The organism is Streptomyces sp. NBC_01012 (genome assembly GCF_045162755.1).
In the GTDB taxonomy this organism is placed as follows: Bacteria; Actinomycetota; Actinomycetes; order Streptomycetales; family Streptomycetaceae; genus Streptomyces.
The window spans coordinates 6,760,706-6,784,557 of sequence record NZ_CP108688.1 but is presented as its reverse complement, the minus strand read 5'-3'; the positions used below and the strand labels follow the sequence as shown (position 1 = coordinate 6,784,557).

Below are 23,852 nucleotides of genomic sequence, written 5' to 3'. Positions count from 1 at the left end.
GCCAACGAAACGGAATGTGACATACATGGCCGGCACACAACAACCTCCACCGACCGACGCTCCCCCTCACAAGACCCGCCCCACGCTGCACCCTGGCCATGGGAGCGCAGGCGGCGACGGCCCGCCCCAAGGGGCATTGCGGCGCCCCACGACGGTATCGACCGCCCTCACTCGGCAATGACCGAAAGGACCATCATGGCCACAACCCTGGCGCCCACGGTCCCCATCGGGAAGGCCGCTGTCGGAGCCCTCGGCCTGCTGGCTCTGTCCACCGGCGCACTGGAGTCGGTGGTGTCACCGACCATCCCGCTGCTGGAACGCGAACTGCACATGAGCCCGGCCGAAGGGGCGCTGCTCAGTATCGTCCTGCTCATCACCGGCGCGCTCATCACGCCGCTGGCGGGCAAGTTCGGCGACCGCTACGGCGGGAAGAAGATCCTGATCCGCCTGATGGCGGTGGTCTCGGTCGGCGGCACGGTGTCCGCCCTGGCCCCGAACCTGCCCGTGCTGCTGTTCGGTCAGGTGCTTCAGGGCGCGATGATCGGCGCACTGCCCCTGTCGTTCATCGTGGTCCGCAAACACCTCCCCGCCGGGGAGTCCAAAGTGGCCATCGGCGTGGTCAGCGGACTCTTCGTCGGCGGGTCGATGGTCGGCATGCTGTCGGCCGGGCCCGTGGCGGAACAGCTCTCGCGGCACTGGATGTTCGCCCTGCCGACGATGGCGGTCGTCGGGGCCACCCTGCTCGTGAACAGGCTGATGCCGGCCGATGCGCCGGGCCGGTCGGACGACTCCGGGATGGACTGGCCCGGCCTGTTGCTCCTGAGCGGGATGCTGGTCACGCTCATGCTCGTCCTCGCGCTGGCGCCCGAAGCCGGCTCGCAACCGCTCGTGCTCGTCGCGCTCGTCGCCCTGCTGGCCGTCTTCGTCATCGGATGGATCAGGGTCGAACGGCGTGCGGCCTCGCCGATGATCGACCTTCGCATGCTGGCACGGCCCGCGATCTGGAAGGCGTGCGTGCTCACGTTCATCATCTGCCTCGGCACCACGATGGCGGTCTATCTGATCCCGCAGCTGCTCGACGAGCGCGGCGACGGGTACGGATTCCATGCCAGCGCCACCCGGATCGGCTTCTTCCTGCTGCCCGGCGCCATCGCCGCGACTCTGGCCGGTCCGCTCGGCGGGATCGGGGACCGCCGTTTCGGCTCGCGTGCCGTGGTCAACACCGGCGTCATCATGATGGCCTTCGGCCTGCTCTCCGTGGCAGTCGTACACACCGAGGTCTGGCACCTGGTCGTCGGCAAGGTGCTGATCGCGCTGGCCAACGGTCTGTGCGTCACGGCGATGATGACCAGCACCGCCACCGCCGTCGACAAGGACGACACCGGCATCGCCACCAGTCTGATCCTCGTGAGCCGGGTGGTCGGCTCCGCCGTGGGCGGACAGCTCGGGGGTGCACTGCTCACTGCCGGAACCCCTTCCGGGTCGGAGGTCGCGGCCGAATCGGCCTACGTCACCGGCTTCCTCATCGCCGGCGTCGTCGTGTCGCTGGCCCTGTTCGTCACCCGCACCATGAGCAAAGGAGTCAAAGCATGACCCGCACCGACCAGCCGACGCCCGCACCCACCGGTAACCGCACCAGGCCGAGGCGCAAGGTCCTGATATCCGGGGCCAGCATCGCCGGTCCCGCCCTGGCCTTCTGGCTCAATCGCTACGGATACGAGGTCACCGTGGTGGAGAAGGCCGACACACTCCGCAGCGGCGGCTACCCCATCGACGTGCGCGGCACCGCGCTCGACGTCGTGGAGAAGATGGGGATCCTGCCACCCCTGCGGGAGGCGCACATCGACCTGCGCCGGCTGACCTTCCTCGACGGGGACGGAACCGAGGTGGCCTCGCTGCACCCCCACGCCGTCACCGGCGGCGTCGCGGGCCGGGACCTGGAGGTGCGGCGCGGTGACCTGACCGACGCGCTCTACGCGGCGGTCAAGGACGACGTGGAGTTCGTGTTCAACGACTCCATCGACACCCTCGACCAGACCGACCACGGGGTCGACGTGACCTTCCACGAGGGCCGCAGCCGTACGTTCGACATGGTGTTCGGTGCGGACGGCATGCACTCACGTACCCGGGAGATGCTGTTCGGCCCCGAGGAGCAGTTCCATCGCTACCTCGGCTACTGCTTCGCCGTGTTCACCATGCGCAACACCTTCGGGCTCTCCCACGAGACCGTGATGTGGAACACCCCGGGCAGGGCCGCGGCGCTCTACGCCGTGGGGGACGACGACGAGGTGCACGCCTTCCTGAACTTCGCCCAGCCGGAGCCGCCCATGGACGCCTTCCGGGACCCGGACGCCCAACGCGACCTGGTCACCGAGGTCTTCGCCGACGCGGGATGGGAGGTCCCGGGCATGCTGGCCGTCCTGCGCGACACGGACGACCTGTTCTTCGACGGGGTCAGCCAGATCCGTGTGCCCGGCTGGTCCAGCGGCAGGGTCGCGCTGGTCGGCGACGCGGCGTACGCACCCTCGTTCCTCACCGGACAGGGCACCAGCCTCGCCCTCGTCGGCGCGTACATGCTCGCCGGTTCCCTCGCGGACCAGGACCACATCAAGGGCTTCGCCGCCTACGAACGCGACACCCGGGAGTTCGTGACCGCGAACCAGAACCTGGTCAGCCAGGGCGGCGCCACCCTCTTCCCGACCACCGCCCGGGACCTGGAACAGCGCAACGCCGGACTGCGGGGCCTCAGCGCCATCCCCGCCTCAGCGGGACGGCCTGCCCATTCGGCTCTCACTCTGCCCACCTTCACGCCCTGACGCGAGCCCGGTGCCGCACCGCCGCATGGAGGTGCTCCCCTCTTCCACGGTCGCGTACGCCACTTACGGCTGTACGCGTACGCGACCGCGGACCCCGGCACGGTGGCCCGTCGCCACCCGCCCGTCCCGGATCCGGCCGCCGCCGGCCACCGTCCCGCCGGACGCAATCAATGGTTGCCGGACACATGCCCGGCTCCTCACCACCCCATTACTAGATCGTTCTAGTACCCTGCGCTTAATCGTTCTAGTAGGACACCGGAAGGGGCCGCAGTGACTTTCTCCTCTCTGCAGGACGGTATCGACAGGGCCGGTTCAGCGGTCGGGCTGCTGTGGAAGCCGGGCGCGGAGCCGTGGATGCCCGAGGTGGTGGAGCGTGAGTACGTCGGGTGGCGCGCCGAGCAGGCCGCGTGGCACGAGGGCGTGGCTCTGCTGAACCTCTCGCACCACATGTACGACATGTGGATCGAGGGACCGGACGCCACCCAGGTGCTCGCGGACCACGGCGCCAACGACTTCGGGAAGTTCGCGGTGGGCCAGGCCAAGCAGTACGTGCCGGTGACACGCGAAGGCAGGCTCGTCACCGACGGCATCCTCGCCCGTGAGGCGGAGAACGCCTACCTGCTGAGCGGGGTCCCGGCCTCGCAGCACTGGGTCAAGTACCACGCCGAGAAGGGCGGCTACGACGTCTCGTTCGAGACCGACGCCTCATCCGCCTTCCGTCCGGGCGGCGGGGATCCCAAGCTGTTCCGCTACCAGCTCCAGGGGCCCCTCGCCAAGGAGCTGACGGAGAAGGTCTTCGGCGGCCCCATGCCGGACACCAGGTTCTTCCACTCCGCCCCCGTGGTGCTCGACGGCCGCCGCTTCAAGGCCCTGCGGCACGGGATGGCCGGCCAGGCGGGCTACGAGTTCATCGGCCCGTGGGAGCACGCCTCGTACGTGCACGAGGCGTTCCTCCGGGCGGGCGAGCCTCTCGGCCTGGTGCGGGTCGGTGCCCTGGCCTACACGACGCCGAGCGTGGAGAGCGGCTGGATCCCGTCGCCGGTGCCCGGCATCTACACGGACCCGAGCCTGCTCGACTACCGCAAGCAGCTCCCGCTGTACGGCATCGAGGGGCAGCGCCCGCTGAGCGGCAGCTTCTTCTCCGAGGACATCGAGGACCACTACGTCTCACCGTACGAGCTCGGCTACGGCAAGATCATCTCCTTCCACCACGACTTCCTGGGCCGGGACGCCCTCATGAGGGCGAAGGAGGAACCGCACCGCAGGAAGGTGACCCTCGTCCTGGACCCGGACGATGTGCGCCGGGTCGTCGGTGGCGGAGAGGACCCGGGGTTCGTGCTCACCTACGCCCGCCACAGGGTGGAGAGCGCGGACGGTCTGGTCGGGACGACCATGCAGACCGCCTCGATCGACCCCGTCGGCACGGTGCTCGCGCAGAGCCTGGTCGACGTGGGGCACTCGGAGCCCGGCACCGAGGTGTCCGTGGTCTGGGGTGAGCACCCCGGACCGGGTACCGATCCGGAGGCCGATCTCGGGTTCCCCCGCATCCGGGCCACCGTCGAGCCGAGTCCGTTCGACCGGCATGCCCGCACCCAGTACCGCCGCGACGCCCGCTGAGGAGGATCGATGGACATGGACAGCACGGCGCCGAAGGCGGCGAACAGGCCGCTGCTGACGGACTTCTCGCTGGAGATGACGGGCAAGGACGTCTCCGGTCTCGAGGAGGCCGGGCCCGCCATCCCCGCGGGCACCCGGATCAACATCACCTTCCTCGGCAACGAGGATCTCCGGACGCGGCTGGACGCCGCCAGGGCGGTGAGGCGTCTCGGCTTCGTACCGGTCCCCCATGTCTCAGCCCGCCGCCTCGGCTCACGCGCGGCTCTCGAGGAGTTCCTCGCCGGGCTCCGGGCCGACGGCACCAGCGCCGACGTCTTCGTCGTCGGCGGTGACCCCGGCCGTCCCGAAGGACCGTACGAGGACGCGCTCGCCCTGATCGAGACGGGGCTGCTGCGACGCTACGGGGCGCGGCACGTCGGCATCAGTGGCTATCCGGAGGGCCATCCGGCCATCTCCGACGACGTGTTGTGGGCCGCGCTGCGTGAGAAGAGCGCCAGGCTCACCGAGCAGGGGCTCGCCACCTCCGTGATCACCCAGTTCGCCTTCGATGTGGACCCGGTTCTCGCCTGGATCGAGGAGGCGCGCCGCCGAGGTGTCATGGCGCCGGTCCGCATCGGCGTACCAGGCCCTGCCGGCATCCGGCGGCTGATGTCGTACGCGTCACGGTTCGGCGTGGGAACGAGCGCGTCCATCGCCAAGAAGTACGGCTTCTCGATCACCAATCTCATGGGCACCGCGGGACCCGACCGCTTCCTGCGGGCACTCGCCGAGAGGTACGACCCGCTCCTGCACGGTGAGGTGAAGCTGCACTTCTACACCTTCGGCGGGCTGACGGCGACCTCCGAATGGATCGCCCGTTTCCGGAAGGACGCACTCGTATGACCCTCGCCCAGGACGTGTCGTCACGTGCCGCGAAGCCCACCGGCCGGACCACCTCCCACCAGGCCTCACTGATCGTGCAGGGGGCCGACTCGACCGGGATCGTCGCCGGTGTCACCGGCGTGCTCGCTGCGCACGGGGCCAACATCGTGTCGCTGGACCAGTATTCGGACAATCCGCAGGGCGGCGCCTTCTTCCAGCGCACGGTGTTCGGCCTGGGTTCCCTCCAGGCGTCCATGCCCGAGCTCCGGGCCGACCTCGACAGGGAGCTGGTGGAGAAGAACGGGCTCGCCTACACCCTGCGGGACGTGTCGGTGCCGAAGCGGATGGCGGTGTTCGCCTCGAAGTCCGACCACTGCCTGCTCGATCTGCTCTGGCGCCACCGCCAGGGCCAGCTCCCGGTCAGCATCCCCATGGTCGTCTCCAACCACCCCGACATCGCCGAGGACGTACGGTCCTTCGGCATCCCGTTCTTCCACGTCCCCTCCATGGGGTCGGACAAGTCGGAGGCCGAGGCCGCGCATCTGCGCCTGCTCAAGGACAACGTCGACTTCGTCGTCCTGGCCCGCTACATGCAGATCCTCTCCGGAGACTTCATCCGCGACCTCGGCGTCCCCATCATCAACATCCACCACTCCTTCCTCCCCGCCTTCATCGGCGCCGGCCCCTACGCCAAGGCCAAGGAACGCGGGGTGAAACTCGTGGGCGCCACCGCCCACTACGTCACCGAGGACCTCGACGAGGGCCCCATCATCGAGCAGGACGTCGTACGCGTCACCCACGCCCACACCGCGGCCGACCTCGCCCGGCGCGGCGCCGACGTCGAACGCGCCGTCCTGTCCCGCGCCGTCCTCTGGCACGCCGAGGACCGTGTCATCCGGCACGGCAACCACACCATCGTCTTCACCTGACCCGCGGGTAGGCCCGGAGCGGAAAGGCTCACCACCATGACAACCCTCGATACGGGGCCCGATGTCGCAGGCCGGAGCCCGCCCTCGTGGAACACGCCTAGGATGTGGTGACCGTCGGTCCTGAGCTGACGGTAGGCACTACTGCTCGGGGTACAGGCGGATGGGCGCTTCCGGAAGAGTCACTCTGAACGATGTCGCGGCGGCCAGCGGGGTGTCCCGCGCCACCGTGAGCTTCGTGCTCAACGACGACCCCCGGCAGTCGATCTCGGGCCCCACGCGCGACCGGGTGAGACAGGCGGCCCGCGAGCTGGGATACGTGCCGCACGGTGTCGCCCGCGCCCTGCGGGAGGGGGCGTCGCGGGTCGTCGTCCTGAACATCGACGGGGGCCTGGAGGGCAACTACTCCCGCAGTTACGTGCGCGGGCTCGACGCCGAACTGGCGGCGCACGGCCACGTCCTCCTCGTACGCCATGGTCACCAGTCCCCCGAGGCCGCCCGGCAGGTCCTGGACGTCATCGCGCCCCGCGCGGTGCTCCGCTTCGGCGAGGCGTACGTCACCGGCCACGACCTGGAGGACAGGGGCGGCGGCTGGCGGGACGGCCTCGCCGCGCACGCCGCACTGCAGATCCGGCACCTGGCCGCCCAGGGCCACACGGAGGTCGCTCTCGCGCTGCCGGAGACCGAGACCCCGGTCGTCGCCGCGCGCCTTCGCTTCGCCGGACACGCGGCACGCGACGCGGACCTGTCCGTGCCGGGTCATTTCGTGGCACCGCGTGAGCGTCCGGCCTGTACGCGCACGGTCAGAACGTTCCTCGCGGACGCGCCCGGTGTGACGGCGATCGCCGGTTACAACGACGACGTGGCCCTGCGCGTCCTGGCCGCGCTACGCGATCTGGGACGGGAAGTCCCCCGTGACATGGCGGTGATCGGGTTCGACGACACGGAGTACGGCTCGCTCGTCAGCCCCTCCTTGACCACCGTGCACATCGACGCCGAGGCCCACGGCCGTCTGGAAGCACGGCTGGCCCTGGGCATGGACAGCAGGGGACTGACTCCGGCTCCCGCGCGGATCGTCCTGCGCGAATCGGCCTGACGGGCGGCCCGGTTGACGGGCGCGCCCCTGGACGAGGTGTTGTTACGGCTCCTCGTCCAGGGCCCGGAGTTCCCTCGACGCGTACCTACTTGCTCATCGCGAAACGCATCAGGGCGTGCTCGTCGCCCTGCTTGATCTTCCCCGTCACATTGATCACTTCGAGCTTCCAGGAACCGCCCACGCGCACGGCCTTGGCGACGGCGCAGCCGTTGTCCTGGGTCAGCAGGCTGGGCCAGATGTCGGCCACCTGCTGTGTGCTGCCGCCGGTCGCGTCGTAGACCTTGAAGCTGATGTTGCGGGCCTTCTGGAAGGAGCTGCCCTTCTTGAAGGCGGCCGCGACGAACACGATCGACGTGATGTTGGTGGGCACCCGCGCGAACTCGACCGTGACGGTCTCGTCGTCACCCTCACCGCGCCCCGTCTGGTTGTCGCCGCTGTGGACCAGCGAGCCGTTGCCCAGCGGGTCGAGGGAGTCCAGACCGGCCAGACGCACCGGGTCCGCGCCCTGCACCGCGATGGCGATCAGATCGAGGTCGGTGCCGGTCTTGCGGCGGATCTTGCCCATCACCCCTCCGCTGCTCCCGGCCGTGGGGTCCCAGGACACGCCGATGGACAGGTGAGTGACTCCGTCCAGGTCCGCCGGCCCGTCTTCTTTGGTGAGCGTAATCATGCGTGGATCATCCTCTGGTGAAGGAACTACGACAGGCTGAGTGTGCCTGGCGCCGGCGCGGGGCACTACGCCGGGTCCTCACATCTTCACACTTCCCCGGTGCCGTCACCCTTATCCCGCTTGGCCCGCTCCTGTCCGCACCCCGCGGTAGCCGCGCCCAGCACCGTCACGGGGCGTGCCACCACCCTGCGCGGGGGTTCAGTTGCACCATCGATCCGCACGGTAGCCGGATGCCCCCGGGGCCGGGTCCGGCGAAGGATGGTGCTTGTCCGAATCCGACGCTTCTTCAGTTCTCAGGGGTCACTCATGGCACGCTTCCGCTTCTCCGGTCCGCGCACGCACCGCACCTTGTCGGCCATCGCCCTGCTGGCCGTCACCACCGGTGTCGTCACGGCGTGCAGCGATGAGGGACCCACGCACCGGGATCCGGCCCCATCTGCCTCCGCTTCAGCCTCGGCCTCCGCTTCCGCCGCGTCCCTTCCGGGGGCAGGCCGGTCCGCGAAGTCGACATTGCACATGATCGAAAGCGACGGTCACCGCCTCGCGTTCCATGTCGTCGACGGGCACGGACCCACCATCGTCCTGGACGCAGGCGGCGGCGAGGACTCCTCCTACTGGACGGACATGGTCGGCAAGCTGCACGCGGCCACCGGCGCCACGATCATCACGTACGACCGGGCGGGCCTCGGCAAGAGCGACGCGGTCCCGGGCCCTTGGGACGTGGAAAGCGCTGTCGGCGACCTGCGAGCGGGGCTGGAGAAGCTGGGTGTGACCAAGGACGTGGTCCTGGTCTCCCACTCGCAGGCCGGTGAGGTCGCGACGTACTTCACGAAGGAGTACCCGGAGCTGGTGTCCGGCGCGGTCCTCGTCGACGCCAGCCTGCCCCCGCTGTACACGGACGAGGAGACCGCCCGTATCGCCGCCGCGAACCAGCCCGCGGTCGACGCCGCGAAGAAGGACCCCTCCACCCCGCAGAACAGACAGCTGATCTCCACGGCCGAGAGCTATGTCTCGATGCACAAGGCCTACCACGAGGTCTCCTGGCCCGACAGCGTCCCGGCGACCGTCATCGTGTCGGAGAAGACTCCGTTCGACGGCATGCCCGAGGACGCCCAACTCTGGCGGGATGCCGCCGCGTCGTTCGCACAGCAGGCGCCGAACCGGACCCTGGTCACCGCGAAGGGCAGCTCGCACGACATCCCCAACGACCGGCCCGCGCTGGTGCTCCAGGAGATCCAGAAGATGGCGTCCGCGCAGAGCTGAGGCCCTCGGCATCCCGCCCCAGCTACGACGGACGCTCACCTGGGCACGCCGGTGGAGTTCTTGGCTGATGATCAGGCCGAGTCGTACGGGACGTTCACTGAGGTCTTCGGAGGACCTTGCTGTCGGGGCGTCCCCCGTGTCCCCCGTGTCCCCCGCCGGCGAATACACAGAGCGATAGGGGAGCCGGGTGCCGCCGGTCGCAACACGGGGGTGCCGTGGCGTCGGCGGTATCGGTGGACTGTCGGTCCGATGTCGGTGGGGTCTGCCACCTTTCGAGAGGTCCTCTTCCTCAGCCGAGTTCAAGGAGCGCACATGACGATCACTGTCCGACCGGGGAGCACCGTGATGTTCACCGGCGATTCGATCACAGACTGCCAACGGCTGGAGAGCGAAGACGGTCTCGGGTTCGGCTACCCGCTGCGCGTCGCGGGCGAGTGGGGGCTCAGGCACCCTGACCGGCCCGTGACCTGGCTGAACACCGGGATCGGGGGCCACAAGGTAAGGGACCTCCAAGCCCGCTGGCAGACAGACGTACTCGACGCACGCCCGGACGTGGTGTCAATCCTCGTCGGAGTCAACGACATGGGCTGGCACACGCTGGACCCGAAGGGGTACGTGATCCCTGCGGAGGAGTTCGAAGCGGGCTACGACCGTCTGCTCGCGCCCCTCGCCGAGGCGGGCACGAAGCTGATCCTCATCGAGCCGTTCCTCCTGCCGATCCACGGAGTCATCGAGGCCGGCGCCGGTTACGCGCTCATCGGAGACGACGAGCGAAAGCAATGGCGCACCGACCTGGACCCGAAGATCCAGGTCGTGCACAAGCTCGCCCGCAAGTACAGCGCGCATCTGCTCGCCGCCGACGACATGTTCGCCGAGCTCGCCACGACGACCGGGCCGGAGTACTGGGCCGCGGACGGCGTACACCCGACTCCGGCCGGTCACGCCGCACTCGCGGCGGCCTGGCTGCGCCTGGTCGCCTGACAGCTCGGCCGCAGTGCCCCAGGCGGGGGCTGGCTGGCAGGCGGTCCCTTCGTGGGTGCGGCCGGGACCGAGCAGGAGGCGCCGGCCCGGCGGCCCACTGGACCTGTTCTCGGTGCTGATGGCGACGAGGCTGGTCAGTACGGCGAAGCGGGCAACGGACAAGGAACGCCTCTCGACGCTGCCGCGGCCGGAGAAGGCGTCGTGGACTCCGGCGCGGGCGGCGGAAGGTGCTGTTCGAGGCCCAGGGCCGGGGCCGGTCGTGCGGCACTGGGGCGACGGCCTGCCGGCCCAAGTCGATGGGCTGTGGTCCGTCGCCCCCGTCCGCACCATCAACGCCGCCCCGTCCCCCGCAGTACTTCGGGTCCGGCGCCCAGCGCTTGACGAAAGAGACAGGGCCCCCGAGTGCGCCGCAGTATCGCCCCCGCCACGTGGTCGCGCACCTGGTCCTGTCGCGTTTCTGACGTCGCGTCGTGACATCAGGCATACGGCGCGCCGAGGAGGACGACGGTGGACACTCGCCCACTCCGGCCCCGAACTGCCCCCTCGGCCTTTGACGCCAGGCCCCTCGCAGCCCTTCGCCGCGCCGGCCCGGCGCCGGCCCGGCACCGTCGGTATCCGGCCCGGGGGTCGGCGTGCACCACGGACTACGGCTGAATTTATTCGGTACCCGGACAAACATAGAGCGATCGTCATCATCGTATCGAGCTAATGTCACCGACTTCCCTTGGTCCAGCGGCTGAAGCCGCGATTAGTGTTCCCCCGGAAATGGATGGCTTCCCGTTCATTGACCCCTTATCGCTCTCTTCGCCCGACGGCGTCCGTATACGTGTGCCACCGACCTGACCAAGGAGAACGTCCCGATGACTGTCGACTCGAACCCGGACGTGTCGAACCCGGACGTGCGGCTGGAGCTGCCCCGGCAGTCCAGCCTGGGCACGGCGGCTGCCCGCAACCTCGCCAACACCACCAAGTCCGCGCCGCAGATGCAGGAGATCTCCTCCCGCTGGCTGCTGCGCATGCTCCCTTGGGTGGAGACCAAGGGCGGCGCGTACCGGGTGAACCGTCGCCTGAGCTACACCGTCGGCGACGGCACCATCGAATTCGTCCAGGACGGCGCGGACGTCCGCGTCATCCCCCGGGAACTCGGCGAACTGGCCCTGCTCCGGGGCTTCGACGACGTGGACGTCCTGACCGCCATCGCCGACCGGTGCGTGCAGCGCGAGTTCCGCGCCGGCGAGACGCTGGTCGAGCGCGGGGCACCCGCGGACAAGCTCCATCTGATCGCCCACGGCCGCATCAACCAGACCTCCGTCGGAAGTTACGGCGACGAGGTCGCCCTGGACGTACTGGCCGACGGCGACCGGTTCGGGGAGAACGCGCTGTTGGACGAGGACGCCCGCTGGGAGACCACCGCCACGGCCGAGACGTCGGGCACCCTGCTCACTCTGTCCCGCGCGGACTTCGCGGCAGTGCTGTCCACGGCATCCAGCCTCCGGGCCCACCTCGACGCGTTCTCGTCGCTCTCCCACCGGCGGCAGAACCATCGTGGCGAGGCCGAGATCGCGATGTCGGCCGGCCACGTGGGCGAGCAGGAGCTACCGGGCGCGTTCGTCGACTACGAACTGAGGCCGAGGGAGTACGAGCTCTCGGTCGCGCAGACCATCCTGCGGATCCATACGAGGGTCGCCGACCTCTACAACGGGCCGATGAACCAGACCGAGGAACAGCTCAGGCTCACCATCGAGGCGCTGCGCGAGCGCCAGGAACACGAGCTGATCAACAACCGGGAGTTCGGCCTGCTCCACAACGCCGACTTCAAGCAGCGCATCCAGACGCACTCTGGCCCGCCGACCCCGGACGACATGGACGAACTCCTCTGCCGGCGCCGCGGCACCAAGTTCTTCCTCGCGCACCCCCGGACCATCGCGGCGATCGGGCGTGAGTTCAACGCACGAGGGATCTATCCGGACCACGCCGACCTCGGCGGTCAGCAGGTCCCTGCCTGGCGAGGGGTTCCGATCCTCCCCTGCAACAAGATCCCCGTCACCAAGGAGAAGACCAGCTCGATCCTCGCCATGCGTACCGGCGAGGAGAACCAGGGCGTCATCGGTCTGCACCAGACCGGGCTGCCGGACGAGTACGAACCGGGCCTGTCGGTCCGGTTCATGGGCCTCGACGAGAAGGCGATCACGTCCTACCTCGTCACCACCTACTACTCGGCCGCGATCCTCGTGCCGGACGCGGTCGGCGTGATGGAGAACGTGCAGATCGCCCGCTGGCCCAGGTAGCAACGGTCCCACGCCCGGAAGGCCCAGGACCGAGACCTCCGGGCACGGTCGCACCGGCCCCCGGAAGGCTTCGGGACACCGCACATCCCCACCAAGGAGCCATGGATGCCCGCACCTGAGCTGCCACCACCACAGTCGAGCCTGCCGGAGGCCGCTTCCCGTTCCGGGGCGCACCTGCTCGGCTCCGCCGCCACGCACACCATCGACATCAAGGGCATGACCGGCGGCCTGCCCGGCGTGCCCTCCCGGCCCGCCCCGCCCGTGACCTCCGTGTCCGCCCTGGCCGCCCGTCCCCTCCCAGCCGCCCCGCCGGCCGAGGTGGCGACCGTGGGCGCCGGCCTGGAACGGATCCTGCGTGGCCCCAGCGGTCTGGGCACGGCGGGCCTGCGCCTGTTCCCGCGGGACGAGCAGCACACACCGTCTTCCCCGCCGACGGCCACAGCGGAAGGGACGCCGGTCCCGGGCCTCTACCACCACCCCGTGCCCGAGCCCGACCCGGTGCGGGTCGAGGAGGTCAGCCGAAGGATCAAGGCCTGGGCGCTGGACGAGGTCTCGCTGTATCCCGATGACTGGGAGGAGCAGTTCGACGGCTTCTCCGTGGGCCGCTACATGGTCGGCTGCCATCCGGACGCGCCCACTGTCGACCACCTCATGCTCGCCACGCGCCTGATGGTGGCCGAGAACGCGGTGGACGACTGCTACTGCGAGGACCACGGAGGTTCGCCCGTGGGCCTCGGCGAAAGGCTTCTGCTGGCGCACACGGCACTGGACCCCTTGTACACGACGAAGGAGTACCAGCCGCAGTGGGCGGAGTCGCTCCACGCGGACGCGCCCCGGCGCGCCTACCGCTCCGCCATGGAGTACTTCGTACGGGCGGCCAGCGCCTCCCAGGCGGACCGGTACCGGCACGACATGGCCCGGCTGCACATGGGCTACCTCGCCGAAGCGGCCTGGGCCCAGCTGGATCACGTCCCCGAGGTGTGGGAGTACCTGGCGATGCGCCAGTTCAACAACTTCCGCCCCTGCCCGACCATCACCGACACCGTCGGCGGCTACGAACTGCCCGCGGACCTGCACGCCCAGCCCGGCCTGCAGAAGGTCATCGCGCTCGCGGGGAACGCGACGACCATCGTCAACGACCTCTACTCCTACACGAAGGAACTCGACGCTCCCGGCCATCACCTGAACCTTCCGGTGGTGATCGCCGAACGGGAGGGCCTCTCCGACCGGGACGCCTACCTGAAGTCGGTCGAGGTCCACAACGACCTCATGCACGACTTCGAGAGCGAGGCCGCGGCCCTGGCCGAGGCCTGTCCGGCACCCGGCGTGCACCGCTTCCTCCGGGGAGTGGCCGCCTGGGTCGACGGCAACCACAACTGGCACCAGAACAACACCTACCGCTACAGCCTGCCCGATTTCTGGTAAAGAACGGACTCATCTGTGACCCACACCGAACTCGCCCCCGCCGCCACCGACACCTCGGGCTCCGTGCGGATCCCCAGCCCGGCGTCCCCCTACCAGGGAGACATCGCCCGCTACTGGGACGGTGAGGCCAGGCCCGTGAACCTGCGGCTCGGCGACGTCGACGGGCTCTACCACCACCATTACGGCATCGGCGAGGTGGACCACGCCGCTCTCGGCGGTGCCGAGGACAGCGAGAGCGAGAAGAAGCTGATCGCCGAGCTGCACAGGCTGGAGTCGGCGCAGGCCGAGTACCTTCTGGGTCACCTCGGTGACATCGGCGGGAACGACACCCTGCTGGATGCCGGCTGCGGGCGTGGCGGCTCGATGGTGATGGCTCACCAGCGCTTCGGCTGCAAGGTCGAAGGCGTCACGCTCTCGGCCAAGCAGGCGGACTTCGCCAACGGCCGTGCCCGGGAGATCGGCATCCAGGACCATGTCCGTGCCCGGGTCTGCAACATGCTCTCCACGCCGTTCGAGACCGGCTCGGCCGCGGCCTCGTGGAACAACGAGTCGAGCATGTACGTCGACCTGCACGACCTCTTCGCCGAGCACTCCCGTGTCCTCGAGGTCGGCGGTCGCTACGTGACCATCACCGGCTGCTGGAACCCGCGTTACGGCCAGCCCTCGAAGTGGGTGTCCCAGATCAACGCCCACTTCGAATGCAACATCCACTCGCGCCGCGAGTACCTGCGCGCCATGGCCGACAACCGTCTCGTGCCGCAGGCCGTCGTGGACCTCACCCCCGACACACTCCCCTACTGGGAGCTGAGGGCCACGTCCTCGCTGGTCACGGGAATCGAGGAGGCCTTCATCAACTCGTACAAGGACGGGTCCTTCCAGTACGTCCTCATCGCGGCGGACCGCGTCTGACCCCGGACCGACGGTGAGGGCCCGACCCTGGCGGGGGCCCTCACCGCCGCCCGCTCGGTCGGGCGGAGCTCAGGTCAGGCCGAGCGAGCGCAGCACGCCGGCCTGACCTGCTGTCGGGCCGACGGGCCAGTAGACGTAGCAGACCCCTCCCGTACCGCTCTTGACCTGCCCCTCCGCGTCGTGGCGCTTGGTGCGGAGCCAGATGTTCTCCCACTCGCGCCGCCGGTAGACGCGGCGCACCGCCTCGTTGGACGGTGACGCCGGGTCGTTGGCGATCACGTCGCCGTCGGCCGTGAAGCCGATGACCGTCATCAGATGGCCCGATGTTCCGTACCCCGCCCCGGCCAGCTCATCGGCGAGGAACGACTGGGACGTGATGACCGGGATGCCCACGGTGATCAGCTTCTCCACGTCGGTCAGCGAACCGAGCCGGGTGACCACGGCGTTCATGTCCCTGTACGTCGCGGCGTAGGCGGCGTTGAAGGGCCAGTTGCCGCATCCCTCGTACTGGTTGTCGAAGGTGTAGCGGGCCGCGTGGCAGATCTGCGGGTCCTCGATGCCGGGCTTCACCCAGGCCAGGTCCTCGGGGGTCGGGGTGCGGCCCCAGTACTCGATGATCATCTGCGAGGAGGTGGGGCTGCACCAGGCCTCGCCCCCGTTGTCGTACTCCGGGTACTCCCCCACATGGAGGTTCTGCGAGTAACGCGGCACCTCCAGCTCACGGGCCGCGCCCGGTGCGGTGGCGGGGACGGTGAAGCGGTCCGGGACGTCCGACGCCATGGCGCCGGCCCGGTACACCGTGGGGGTGAGGGTGGTGCCGGGGGTGCGGTGGAGGGTGAGCCTCAGGCGGTAGGACACCAGCCGGGGCCCGCTCGCCGCGTCGTCCAGGGCGAGGGTGTCGGTCCAGACCGAGCTCCGGCCGTCGGTCTGGTCGTCCACGGAGGTGCGGCGGATGTCCGTGTCACCGGCGGCCCAGCGCCCCATCACGTACCAGGGGGTGTCCGTCCCGTCCGCGTAGCCGCCGCGCAGCTCGACCTGGATCCAGGTGCCCTGCGGGGTGTGGGCGTTCCAGGAGGCGATCACCTCGGTGGCGGGGACGGCCGAGCGGTGGACCGGGGAGGTCCACGTCCCGTACTCCCAGGTGCCCGTCGTGCCGGTGTGCGGGTCGGTGTAGTCGGTGCTCCCTGCGGGGGTGGAGATCACCAGGCCCGGCCGGTCGCCGCCGACCGCACGGGTTCCGGCGGACGAGCCGCAGCGCCAGTCGGTGTACGTCGTCCAGAAACGGTTGTCCACGAGCGAGGCCGCCGCCGGTGATGAGGGGGTACGGGAGACAGTGGCGCTCGACGGGCCGGCGGAGGCGACGGTGCCTGCTCCGGCCGCTGCCGCGAGTGCGGCGGTGAGCACGGTCCTGCGTGAAGTCGGTCTGGTCATGGGCGAGACCCCCGGTCGTGTGAGCGGATTGGGGCTGCGGGTGCCGATCGGTGCGCCAACTATCGCCGGTCGGGGCCGGGTCCTGCCAGTGATTCGCTCCGTGCCGCGGTAGCAATATTGGTCTGGTCCACTGGCGTGACCTGCGCGGGCCCGGGGGAAGCCGTGGTTCCGTAAGGTGGAGGGATGAACGACCTGGCGGATCACGCGCGCCGGCTGCGCTCCCTGCCCCCGTCCTGCGGGCCCGTGCGGCTGATCGCGGTCGACGGGCACGCCGGGTCGGGCAAGAGCACCTTCGCCGGCCGTCTGGCCTCCGCGCTCGGGGACGCGCCCGTACTGCACCTGGACGACCTGGCCACGCATGAGGAGCTCTTCTCCTGGACGGACAGGCTCCGGGCGCAGGTCCTGGATCCGTTCGCCCGGGGAGAGCCCGCGCGCTACGCGGCCTACGACTGGACGGCCCGGCGGTTCGGGCCGCCGAGGACGCTGAACCCCGCTCCCGTGACGCTGATCGAGGGGGTGGGTGCGGGCCGGTCGGCGGTGCGCCCGTACCTCGCCGGGCTGCTGTGGATGGAAGGGGACCGTGAGGTGTCCTGGGAGCGGGGCCGGCGTCGTGACGGTCCCGGGCTCTCGGATTTCTGGGACGGCTGGACCGTCGCGGAGCGGCGGCATTTCGCCGACGACCCCTCATATCCCTTCGCGGACGCGGTGATACGCCGGATGCCTGCGGGATACGTGTGGCTGAAAGGGCCTCACCCGACAGCGGGGACGAGTCACTTCGTCACGGACAGTGAAATTTGAGGGACGGCATACCGGCCGGTAGGGAAAAGCCCCGGAACCACCCCAACTCGGCTTGACCGACGGCCCGTACAGGTCTTACGTTCTCAATGTGCGGCTTTTCGGAGCCCACACGGACGCGAAGCCCCCGGTTGTTCCCCCGTGATCGGGGGCTTCGTTCTGCCCTCTCACCCCCGCCGCACCGGGCCCCGTCTCACCCTGGGTCACCGCGGTCCGAAGCGCCGGATACGCACCTGACCACTCCCTCTTCGCGCAGGTACGATGCGTCTCGGGTGTGGTCAATTCCCGTCCCCGGCACGGTGATTAGCTGCGCCGAGCTGGGCATGCTGTGCGGGCGGGACATTCTGGGGCACGGTTTGTGGGGGACCTGATGGACATCGGCACGCCGGGCGCGCAGGCCCCGGCCGACCTTGCCTGGCTGCGTGGGGTGGACGCCTACACCATGGGGGCGTACCCACAGGCCGAGGAGGAGTTCAGAACCGCGGTGCGGTTCGACCCCGGCATGGCCGACGGCTGGCTGGGGCTGCACGCGCTGCGGATCGACACGACCACGGCGCTGCTCCGCATGTACCGCCATCGCGACCGCTTCGGCGAGCAGCGCACCCGCCACCGCCGCACGCTCAACTCGTGGTACTGGCTGGGGTGGTGGGTACAGCCGGTACTGGAGAGCCCGCGCGATCTGCTCCTCGCGCACGCCTCGCACTGGCTGGACGGTCGTCATGTGCCGGAGCTCGACCGGGCGTTGGCAGGCCTGCCGCCCGTGGACGCCGATCCGCAGGTGCGTTTTCTGCACGCCTGCCGCTCCTATTTGGTCAAGGACTGGGAGCAGCTGGTGCGCACGACGGAGCAGCTCGTCGACGATCCGCTGCTCGGTATCGAGGCCGGCCTCTTCGGCGGCATGGCGCGGGTGCGCCTGGAGATGTACGGGCAGGCTGAGCCCCTTCTGTCCGCCGCGCTGATGCGCTGTCGCAGCGAGCAGCCGCAGCGCAAGGAGCTGCGCTACTGGCTGGCGCGGGCCCATGAGGGCACAGGGCGCAGCGCGGCGGCCCTGCCCCTGTACCGGGCGGTGCACCGCGTGGACCCGGCCTTCATGGACACCTCGGCCCGGCTCGCGGCGATCTCCGAGGGCGACGGCTACGACGAGGCCGCCGACCTCGCCGCGGTGTCACTGGCCGGCTTCGGATCGGACGGCATCGGTACGGGCGCGCAGACGGACGGCGACATCGCGCTCGGCACGGACCTGGCCGAGGGCCGTGACCCCTGGCTCGGCGGCGATCCGCAGGTCCTGCCCGGTGCCGCGGTGCCGCCCGCCGGACCCGGTGGCGGGGCACGCGAGAAGCCGGGAGCACAGCGGGCTGCCGCGTTCCCGGCAGGGCCGAGCGACCCGGTGCTGCTCGCCGAGGCCCTGGCCGAGCTTGAGCGCATGGTCGGGCTCGAACCCGTGAAGCGCCAGGTCAAGGCGCTGTCCGCGCAGCTGAACATGGCGCGTCTGCGCGCGGAGCAGGGCCTGCCCGTGCAGCCGCCGAAGCGCCACTTCGTCTTCTCGGGGCCGTCCGGGACCGGGAAGACCACGGTCGCCCGCATCCTGGGCCGGGTGTTCTACGCCCTCGGACTCCTCGGCGGCGACCATCTGGTGGAGGCCCAACGCTCCGACCTGGTGGGCGAGTTCCTCGGGCAGACCGCGGTGAAGGCCAACGAGCTGATCGATTCGGCGCTCGGCGGGGTGCTGTTCGTGGACGAGGCGTACAGCCTGTCCAACTCCGGTTACAGCAAGGGCGACGCGTACGGGGACGAGGCCCTGCAGGTCCTCCTCAAGCGCGCCGAGGACAACAGGGACCATCTGGTGGTCATACTCGCCGGCTATCCGGAGGGCATGGACCGGCTGCTCTCCACCAACCCGGGGCTCTCCTCCCGCTTCACCACGCGGGTCGACTTCCCGAGCTACCGGCCCCTCGAACTCACCGCGATCGGCGAGGTGCTGGCCGCCGAGAACGGCGACGTATGGGACGAGGAGTCCCTCGACGAGCTGCGCAGTGTCAGCGGGCACGTGGTCGACCAGGGCTGGATCGACGAGCTGGGCAACGGCCGTTTCCTGCGCACCCTGTACGAGAAGAGCTGCGCCTACCGTGATCTGCGGCTGTCCGGCTACGCCGCCGCGCCGACCCGCGACGACCTGGCCACGCTGCGGCTGCCCGACCTGATGCAGGCGTACGGCGAGGTGCTGTCGGGGCGGGGTCCTGCGGACCGGGGGAAGCCGGAGCCGGGGGCCCTGTGAAAGCGGCTGCCGGACGGCCCCGGTGGGACCGTCCGGCAGTGGTGGGATCCCGGTGGGACCGTCCGGCAGCGGTACGGATCAGACCAGCGGGGCCATGGCCTTCGGCACCTCCACGGTGCGGCGGGGCACCGAGACCCGGTGGGCCGGGTCGCGTACCTCACCGACGAGCATCTCCAGGACGTCCTCCATGGCGACCAGGCCGAGCACCTTGCCCGACGCGTCGGCGACCTGGGCGAGATGCGTGGCCGCGCGTCGCATGACCGTCAGGGCGTCGTCCAGGGGGAGTTCCGCCCGTACGGTGGCCATCGGGCGCCAGATGTGCTGCGGAACGGCCCGCTCGCCGTCCTCCAGCTCCAGGACGTCCTTGACGTGCAGATAGCCCATGAACGGGCCGCCGCCCTCCGCGCAGACCGGGAAGCGCGAGTACCCGGTCCGCACGGTCAGCTCCTCGATGCGGCGCGGGGTGACCGAGGGGGCGACCGTCACCAGGGACGCACGGTCGAGCAGCACATCGGTGACGGGCCTGCTGCCCAGTTCGAGGGCGTCCCCCAGGCGTTCCTGGGCCTCGGGTTCCAGCAGACCGGCCATGCCGGCGTCCTCCACCAGACGGTTGAGCTGCTCACTGGTGAAGACGGCCTCGACCTCGTCCTTGGGCTCGACCTTGAAGAGCCGCAGGACGAGCCTGGCGCAGGCCCCGAGCGCCGTGGTGACGGGCCTGCACAGCCGGGCGAAGCCGACCAGGCCGGGGCTGAGCCACATCGCGGTCTTCTCGGGCGCGGCCATCGCCAGGTTCTTCGGAACCATCTCGCCGATGACGAGGTGGAGGAAGACCACGGAGACGAGGGCCACCGCGAAGCCGAGCGGGTGCACGAGCCCGTCGGGCAGGTGCGCCGCGTGGAGGACCGGCTCCAGGAGGCGGGCGACGGTCGGCTCGGCGACGGCGCCGAGCGTGAGGGAGCAGACGGTGATGCCGAACTGTGCGGCGGCCATCATCTGCGGCAGGTTCTCCAGGCCGTACATGACCTGTCTGGCCCGGCTCGACCCGGCTGCCGCGAGGGGTTCGACCTGGCTGCGGCGTACGGAGACGAGCGCGAACTCGGCGCCGACGAAGAAGCCGTTCGCCAGCACGAGGAGCCCGGCGAAGAGCAGCTGTACGAGGCTCATCGCACGGCCTCCAGCAGGGCCTGGGTGAGGTGCTCAGGGCGTTCCGCCGGGGCTGCCGGTATGTCGGTCAGCCGGACGAAGCGGACCTGTTCGGCGCGGTAGTGGCCGACCTGGCGGACGGAGATCCGCCAGCCGGGCAGTTCGGCCCGGTCACCGGGTGCGGGGATGCGGCCCAGCAGATCGGCGACAAGGCCCGCCACGGTCTCGTAGGGCCCCTCGGGTACGTCGAGGCCTATCCGCCGCAGGGTCAGGACCCTGGTGCTGCCCTCCACGTCCCAGCCGGCCCTGCCGTCCTCGGCGACGACGGACGTCAGCTCGGGGCGGTCGGCGCCCTCCGCGTCGTGCTCGTCCCTGACCTCACCGACGAGCTCCTCGATGATGTCCTCCAGGGTGACGACACCCGCGGTGCCGCCGTACTCGTCGACCACGACGGCGATCGGCTGTTCGCTGCGCAGCCGCTGGAGCAGCTGTTCGACGGGCAGGGTCTCCGGCACCAGGAGCGGTGCCACGGCGACGCGGCTCACCGGAGTCCGCAGCCGGTCCTGGGAGGGAACGGCCAGGGCGTCCTTGAGATGGACCATGCCGACGACCTCGTCGATGCGCTCCCGGTAGACGGGAAAGCGGGACAGGCCGGTGGCCCGGGTGAGGTTGAGGACGTCCGCCGCGGTCGCCGACGTCTGGAGCGCGCTGACCTTCACCCGCGGGGTCATGACGTGCTGCGCGGTGAGACCGGCGAGGGACAGGGTCCGCACGAAGAGATCGGCGGTGTCCTGCTCCAGGGTGCCCGCCTCGGCGGAGTGCTTGGCCAGCGAGACGAGCTCGCCCGGGGTCCTCGCCGAGGCGAGTTCGTCGGTGGGCTCCACCCCCAGCAGCCTGACCAGCCGGTTGGCGACGGTGTTCAGGGCGGTGATCACCGGGCGCAGGAGGGTGGAGAAGCGGTGCTGGGGTCCGGCGACGAACCGGGCGACCTGGAGCGGCCTGGAGACCGCCCAGTTCTTCGGGACGAGCTCGCCGATCACCATCTGGACGGCGGCGGCGAGCAGCATGCCGGCCACCACGCTCACACCGGGGGCGATGCCTCCGGGCAGCCCAAGAGCGGTGAGCGGTCCGGCCAGCAGCTGGGCCAGCGCGGGTTCGGCGAGCATGCCCACGACCAGTGAGGTGATGGTGATGCCCAGCTGGGTGCCGGAGAGCTGGAAGGAGAGTTCCCGCAGGGCGGCGACGACGGTACGCGCCCGGCGGTCGCCTTCGTCGGCGGCGCGTTCGGCGTCCGGCCGTTCCACCGTGACGAGGCCGAATTCGGCCGCCACGAAGAATCCGTTGGCGAGGATGAGAAGGAATGCCGCGATGAGCAGCAACAGGGGGGTGGTCATGCCGCCGCCTCCGGAGAGGGGGCGGCGCAGGTACTACCGGAAGATCCGTCCATTGCTGGAGGGAGTCACTCCTTGGGTCGCAGGAAAGTGCCCCGCGGCCTCGTAGGGCCTTCTGATGCGGGGCGGGGGCGCACCCGGTGCGCCACCGCTCCCCAGAATAATCGGGATCGGGGCGAACGGGGCAGGGGGCTCAGCTGTTCTCCGTGGCGTCCTTCACTCCGCTGCCGTGGAATTCGGCGAGAGCACGCAGTGTGCGGGCGTCAGCGATGGCCTTTGCCTTGGCGATCCCGGGCTGGATTCCGAGGGCGGGCATGCTGGTGCCGTCACTGAGATCGAGGAAGACCCACGGGTCACCGGACCGCAGATTGACGCGGAGGATCTCCTGCCACGCCAGCCGGCGGGTACGGACGATGTTGACGACCGTGACTCCCGTCTCGTCGGCGGTGATCCGGGGTCGGCTGAGCAGCGCGAGGACCGCGAAGAAGAGCAGGGCGACGAAGACGAAGCTGGTGCGCTCCCCCGCGCCGAGGTTCTCCAGCGTGAGCGCGACCACCGTGATGACGACGAACATCGCCGCCCCCACGGTCAGCAGGACCACCCGGGTGAGGGTGGGCCTGAAGGTGGCCGGCAGGGACGGGAGTTCGGATGACCGGGGCGTGGGGGCGGACATGGTGACGCTGTCGTCCTTCGGTGGGCTGGGGTCCTTCGGTGTGCCGGGTCCTTCGGTGCGCCGGGCTCCGGCTGTCAGAGGCGGCAGGCGTGGATGGCCGTGGTGAGGATGGCGCGGGCACCCAGCTCGTACAGGTCGTCCATGATCCGCTGGGCCTCCTTGGACGCGACCATGGAGCGTACGGCGACCCAGCCCTCGTGGTGCAGCGGGGAGATGGTCGGGGACTCGAGACCAGGGGTGAGGGCGACGGCCCGCTCCAGGTGCTCGACGCGGCAGTCGTAGTCCATCATCACGTAGGTACGGGCGACCAGGACGCCCTGGAGGCGGCGCAGGAACTGCTGGACCTTGGCGTCCTCCGGGTCGGCGCCCCGGCGGCGGATCACGACGGCCTCGGACGTCATGATCGGCTCACCGATGACCTCGAGTCCCGCGTTACGCAGGCTGGTGCCGGTCTCGACGACATCGGCGATGATCTGGGCGACACCGAGCTCCACGGCCGTCTCAACCGCGCCGTCGAGGTGCACGACGGAGGCCTCGACGCCGATGTCGGCGAGGTGCGCCTCGACGATGCCCTCGTAGGACGTGGCGATCGTCATGCCGTCGAAGTCCTTGGGTCCGGTGGCCGTGCCGGGCTTCGTGGCGTAGCGGAAGGTCGAGCGTGCGAAGCCGAGCTGGAGGATCTCCTCGGCCTCGGCGCCTGAGTCCAGCAGCAGGTCACGGCCGGTGATGCCGATGTCCAGGCGGCCGGAGCTGACGTAGATCGCGATGTCACGCGGCCGCAGGTAGAAGAACTCGACCTCGTTGGTCGGGTCGACCAGGACGAGTTCCTTCGACTCCTTGCGCTGCTGGTAGCCCGCCTCATGAAGCATCGCCATCGCAGGTCCGGAGAGAGAACCCTTGTTGGGGACGGCGATGCGCAGCATGAGGTCGGGTTTCCTTTGTGCGGAGGGATGTGCGGAAGGGTGTTCGAACTACGTGCGGGGTGGCTCAGAGGTGGGCGTAGACGTCGTCGAGGGAGATCCCCCGGGCGACCATCATCACCTGGACGTGGTAGAGCAGCTGCGAGATCTCCTCGGCTGCGGCTTCCTTGCCCTCGTGCTCGGCGGCCATCCAGACCTCTGCGGCCTCCTCGACGACCTTCTTGCCGATGGCATGCACGCCCTTGCCCACCAGCTCGGCGGTGCGGGAGGTGGAGGGGTCGCCGTCGGCGGCCTTGAGCTGGAGCTCGGCGAAGAGTTCTTCGAAGGTTTTGTTGGCCATGATGGTCCTTAGAATACGGGGTCCCGGACCCC

Annotated in this window: 20 protein-coding genes; 13 read left to right on the top strand and 7 right to left on the bottom strand. The window is 69.9% G+C overall.

Features of this window, described 5'->3' with window-relative positions; all coding sequences use genetic code 11:
• Positions 1–195 precede the first annotated feature (195 nt).
• From OG623_RS30345 to OG623_RS30320, 6 genes are all read left to right on the top strand, one after another.
• Positions 196–1,593 (top strand): MFS transporter, encoded by a 1,398-nt coding sequence (locus tag OG623_RS30345; protein WP_406150782.1) that lies wholly within the window; start codon positions 196–198, stop codon positions 1,591–1,593.
• Positions 1,590–2,816 carry an FAD-dependent monooxygenase gene (locus tag OG623_RS30340; RefSeq protein ID WP_406150781.1) on the top strand — a complete coding sequence of 409 codons (1,227 nt, stop codon included), beginning with the start codon at positions 1,590–1,592 and terminating at the stop codon, positions 2,814–2,816. The genes OG623_RS30345 and OG623_RS30340 overlap by 4 nt, the downstream gene beginning before the upstream one ends.
• 270 nt (positions 2,817–3,086) lie before the next feature.
• Positions 3,087–4,433, top strand: a complete 1,347-nt coding sequence (locus OG623_RS30335; RefSeq protein ID WP_406150780.1) for an aminomethyl transferase family protein — start codon at positions 3,087–3,089, stop codon at positions 4,431–4,433.
• 9 nt (positions 4,434–4,442) lie between these two features.
• Positions 4,443–5,315, top strand: coding sequence for a methylenetetrahydrofolate reductase (locus OG623_RS30330; RefSeq protein ID WP_406150779.1), 873 nt, complete (start codon positions 4,443–4,445; stop codon positions 5,313–5,315).
• Positions 5,312–6,223: a formyltetrahydrofolate deformylase gene (gene purU / locus OG623_RS30325; protein WP_406150778.1), complete on the top strand. Its 912-nt coding sequence runs from the start codon at positions 5,312–5,314 to the stop codon at positions 6,221–6,223. Before OG623_RS30330 ends, purU begins: the two co-directional genes overlap by 4 nt.
• A gap of 160 nt (positions 6,224–6,383) precedes the next feature.
• Complete coding sequence (locus OG623_RS30320) at positions 6,384–7,316, top strand: LacI family DNA-binding transcriptional regulator (protein WP_406150777.1); 933 nt, start codon at positions 6,384–6,386, stop codon at positions 7,314–7,316.
• A gap of 85 nt (positions 7,317–7,401) precedes the next feature.
• Here OG623_RS30320 and OG623_RS30315 read toward each other — a convergent pair whose 3' ends face one another.
• Positions 7,402–7,986 carry a TerD family protein gene (locus tag OG623_RS30315; RefSeq protein WP_406150776.1) on the bottom strand — a complete coding sequence of 195 codons (585 nt, stop codon included), beginning with the start codon at positions 7,984–7,986 and terminating at the stop codon, positions 7,402–7,404.
• A gap of 516 nt (positions 7,987–8,502) precedes the next feature.
• Here OG623_RS30315 and OG623_RS30310 point away from each other — a divergent pair.
• The 5 genes from OG623_RS30310 (at position 8,503) to OG623_RS30290 (ending at position 14,852) form a co-directional block, all read left to right on the top strand.
• On the top strand, positions 8,503–9,249 hold the full coding sequence (locus tag OG623_RS30310; protein ID WP_406150775.1) for an alpha/beta fold hydrolase: 747 nt from the start codon (positions 8,503–8,505) through the stop codon (positions 9,247–9,249).
• Between the two features lie 312 nt (positions 9,250–9,561).
• The gene (locus OG623_RS30305; RefSeq protein WP_406150774.1) at positions 9,562–10,230 is read left to right on the top strand and encodes an SGNH/GDSL hydrolase family protein; all 669 of its coding nucleotides are present in this window, start codon (positions 9,562–9,564) and stop codon (positions 10,228–10,230) included.
• Positions 10,231–11,090: 860 nt separating this feature from the next.
• Positions 11,091–12,518: a family 2B encapsulin nanocompartment shell protein gene (locus OG623_RS30300; RefSeq protein ID WP_406150773.1), complete on the top strand. Its 1,428-nt coding sequence runs from the start codon at positions 11,091–11,093 to the stop codon at positions 12,516–12,518.
• A gap of 105 nt (positions 12,519–12,623) precedes the next feature.
• Positions 12,624–13,943: a family 2 encapsulin nanocompartment cargo protein terpene cyclase gene (locus OG623_RS30295; protein WP_406150772.1), complete on the top strand. Its 1,320-nt coding sequence runs from the start codon at positions 12,624–12,626 to the stop codon at positions 13,941–13,943.
• Between the two features lie 15 nt (positions 13,944–13,958).
• Complete coding sequence (locus OG623_RS30290) at positions 13,959–14,852, top strand: geranyl diphosphate 2-C-methyltransferase (RefSeq protein ID WP_406150770.1); 894 nt, start codon at positions 13,959–13,961, stop codon at positions 14,850–14,852.
• A gap of 69 nt (positions 14,853–14,921) precedes the next feature.
• On the opposite strand, the gene OG623_RS30285 is transcribed toward OG623_RS30290, so the two are convergent.
• Complete coding sequence (locus tag OG623_RS30285; protein WP_406150769.1) at positions 14,922–16,283, bottom strand: peptidase C39 family protein; 1,362 nt, start codon at positions 16,281–16,283, stop codon at positions 14,922–14,924.
• Positions 16,284–16,466: 183 nt separating this feature from the next.
• Between OG623_RS30285 and OG623_RS30280 the strand changes: the two genes are divergently transcribed.
• Together OG623_RS30280 and OG623_RS30275 are read left to right on the top strand one after the other, a co-directional pair.
• Positions 16,467–17,081, top strand: a complete 615-nt coding sequence (locus OG623_RS30280) for a uridine kinase (RefSeq protein WP_406150767.1) — start codon at positions 16,467–16,469, stop codon at positions 17,079–17,081.
• Positions 17,082–17,448: 367 nt separating this feature from the next.
• A complete protein-coding gene (locus tag OG623_RS30275; RefSeq protein WP_406150765.1) occupies positions 17,449–19,353 on the top strand; it encodes an AAA family ATPase in 1,905 nt (634 codons plus the stop codon).
• A 78-nt stretch (positions 19,354–19,431) separates the two neighbouring features.
• Here the strand turns inward: OG623_RS30275 and OG623_RS30270 are convergent, their stop codons facing one another.
• From OG623_RS30270 to OG623_RS30250, 5 genes are all read right to left on the bottom strand, one after another.
• Positions 19,432–20,517, bottom strand: coding sequence for a hemolysin family protein (locus tag OG623_RS30270; RefSeq protein WP_406150764.1), 1,086 nt, complete (start codon positions 20,515–20,517; stop codon positions 19,432–19,434).
• A complete protein-coding gene (locus tag OG623_RS30265) occupies positions 20,514–21,890 on the bottom strand; it encodes a hemolysin family protein (RefSeq protein WP_406150763.1) in 1,377 nt (458 codons plus the stop codon). Before OG623_RS30265 ends, OG623_RS30270 begins: the two co-directional genes overlap by 4 nt.
• A 190-nt stretch (positions 21,891–22,080) precedes the next feature.
• On the bottom strand, positions 22,081–22,560 hold the full coding sequence (locus OG623_RS30260; protein ID WP_406150762.1) for a PH domain-containing protein: 480 nt from the start codon (positions 22,558–22,560) through the stop codon (positions 22,081–22,083).
• 74 nt (positions 22,561–22,634) lie between these two features.
• The gene (gene hisG / locus OG623_RS30255) at positions 22,635–23,483 is read right to left on the bottom strand and encodes an ATP phosphoribosyltransferase (RefSeq protein WP_406150761.1); all 849 of its coding nucleotides are present in this window, start codon (positions 23,481–23,483) and stop codon (positions 22,635–22,637) included.
• Between the two features lie 64 nt (positions 23,484–23,547).
• A complete protein-coding gene (locus tag OG623_RS30250; protein ID WP_277335015.1) occupies positions 23,548–23,820 on the bottom strand; it encodes a phosphoribosyl-ATP diphosphatase in 273 nt (90 codons plus the stop codon).
• Positions 23,821–23,852: the final 32 nt, after the last annotated feature.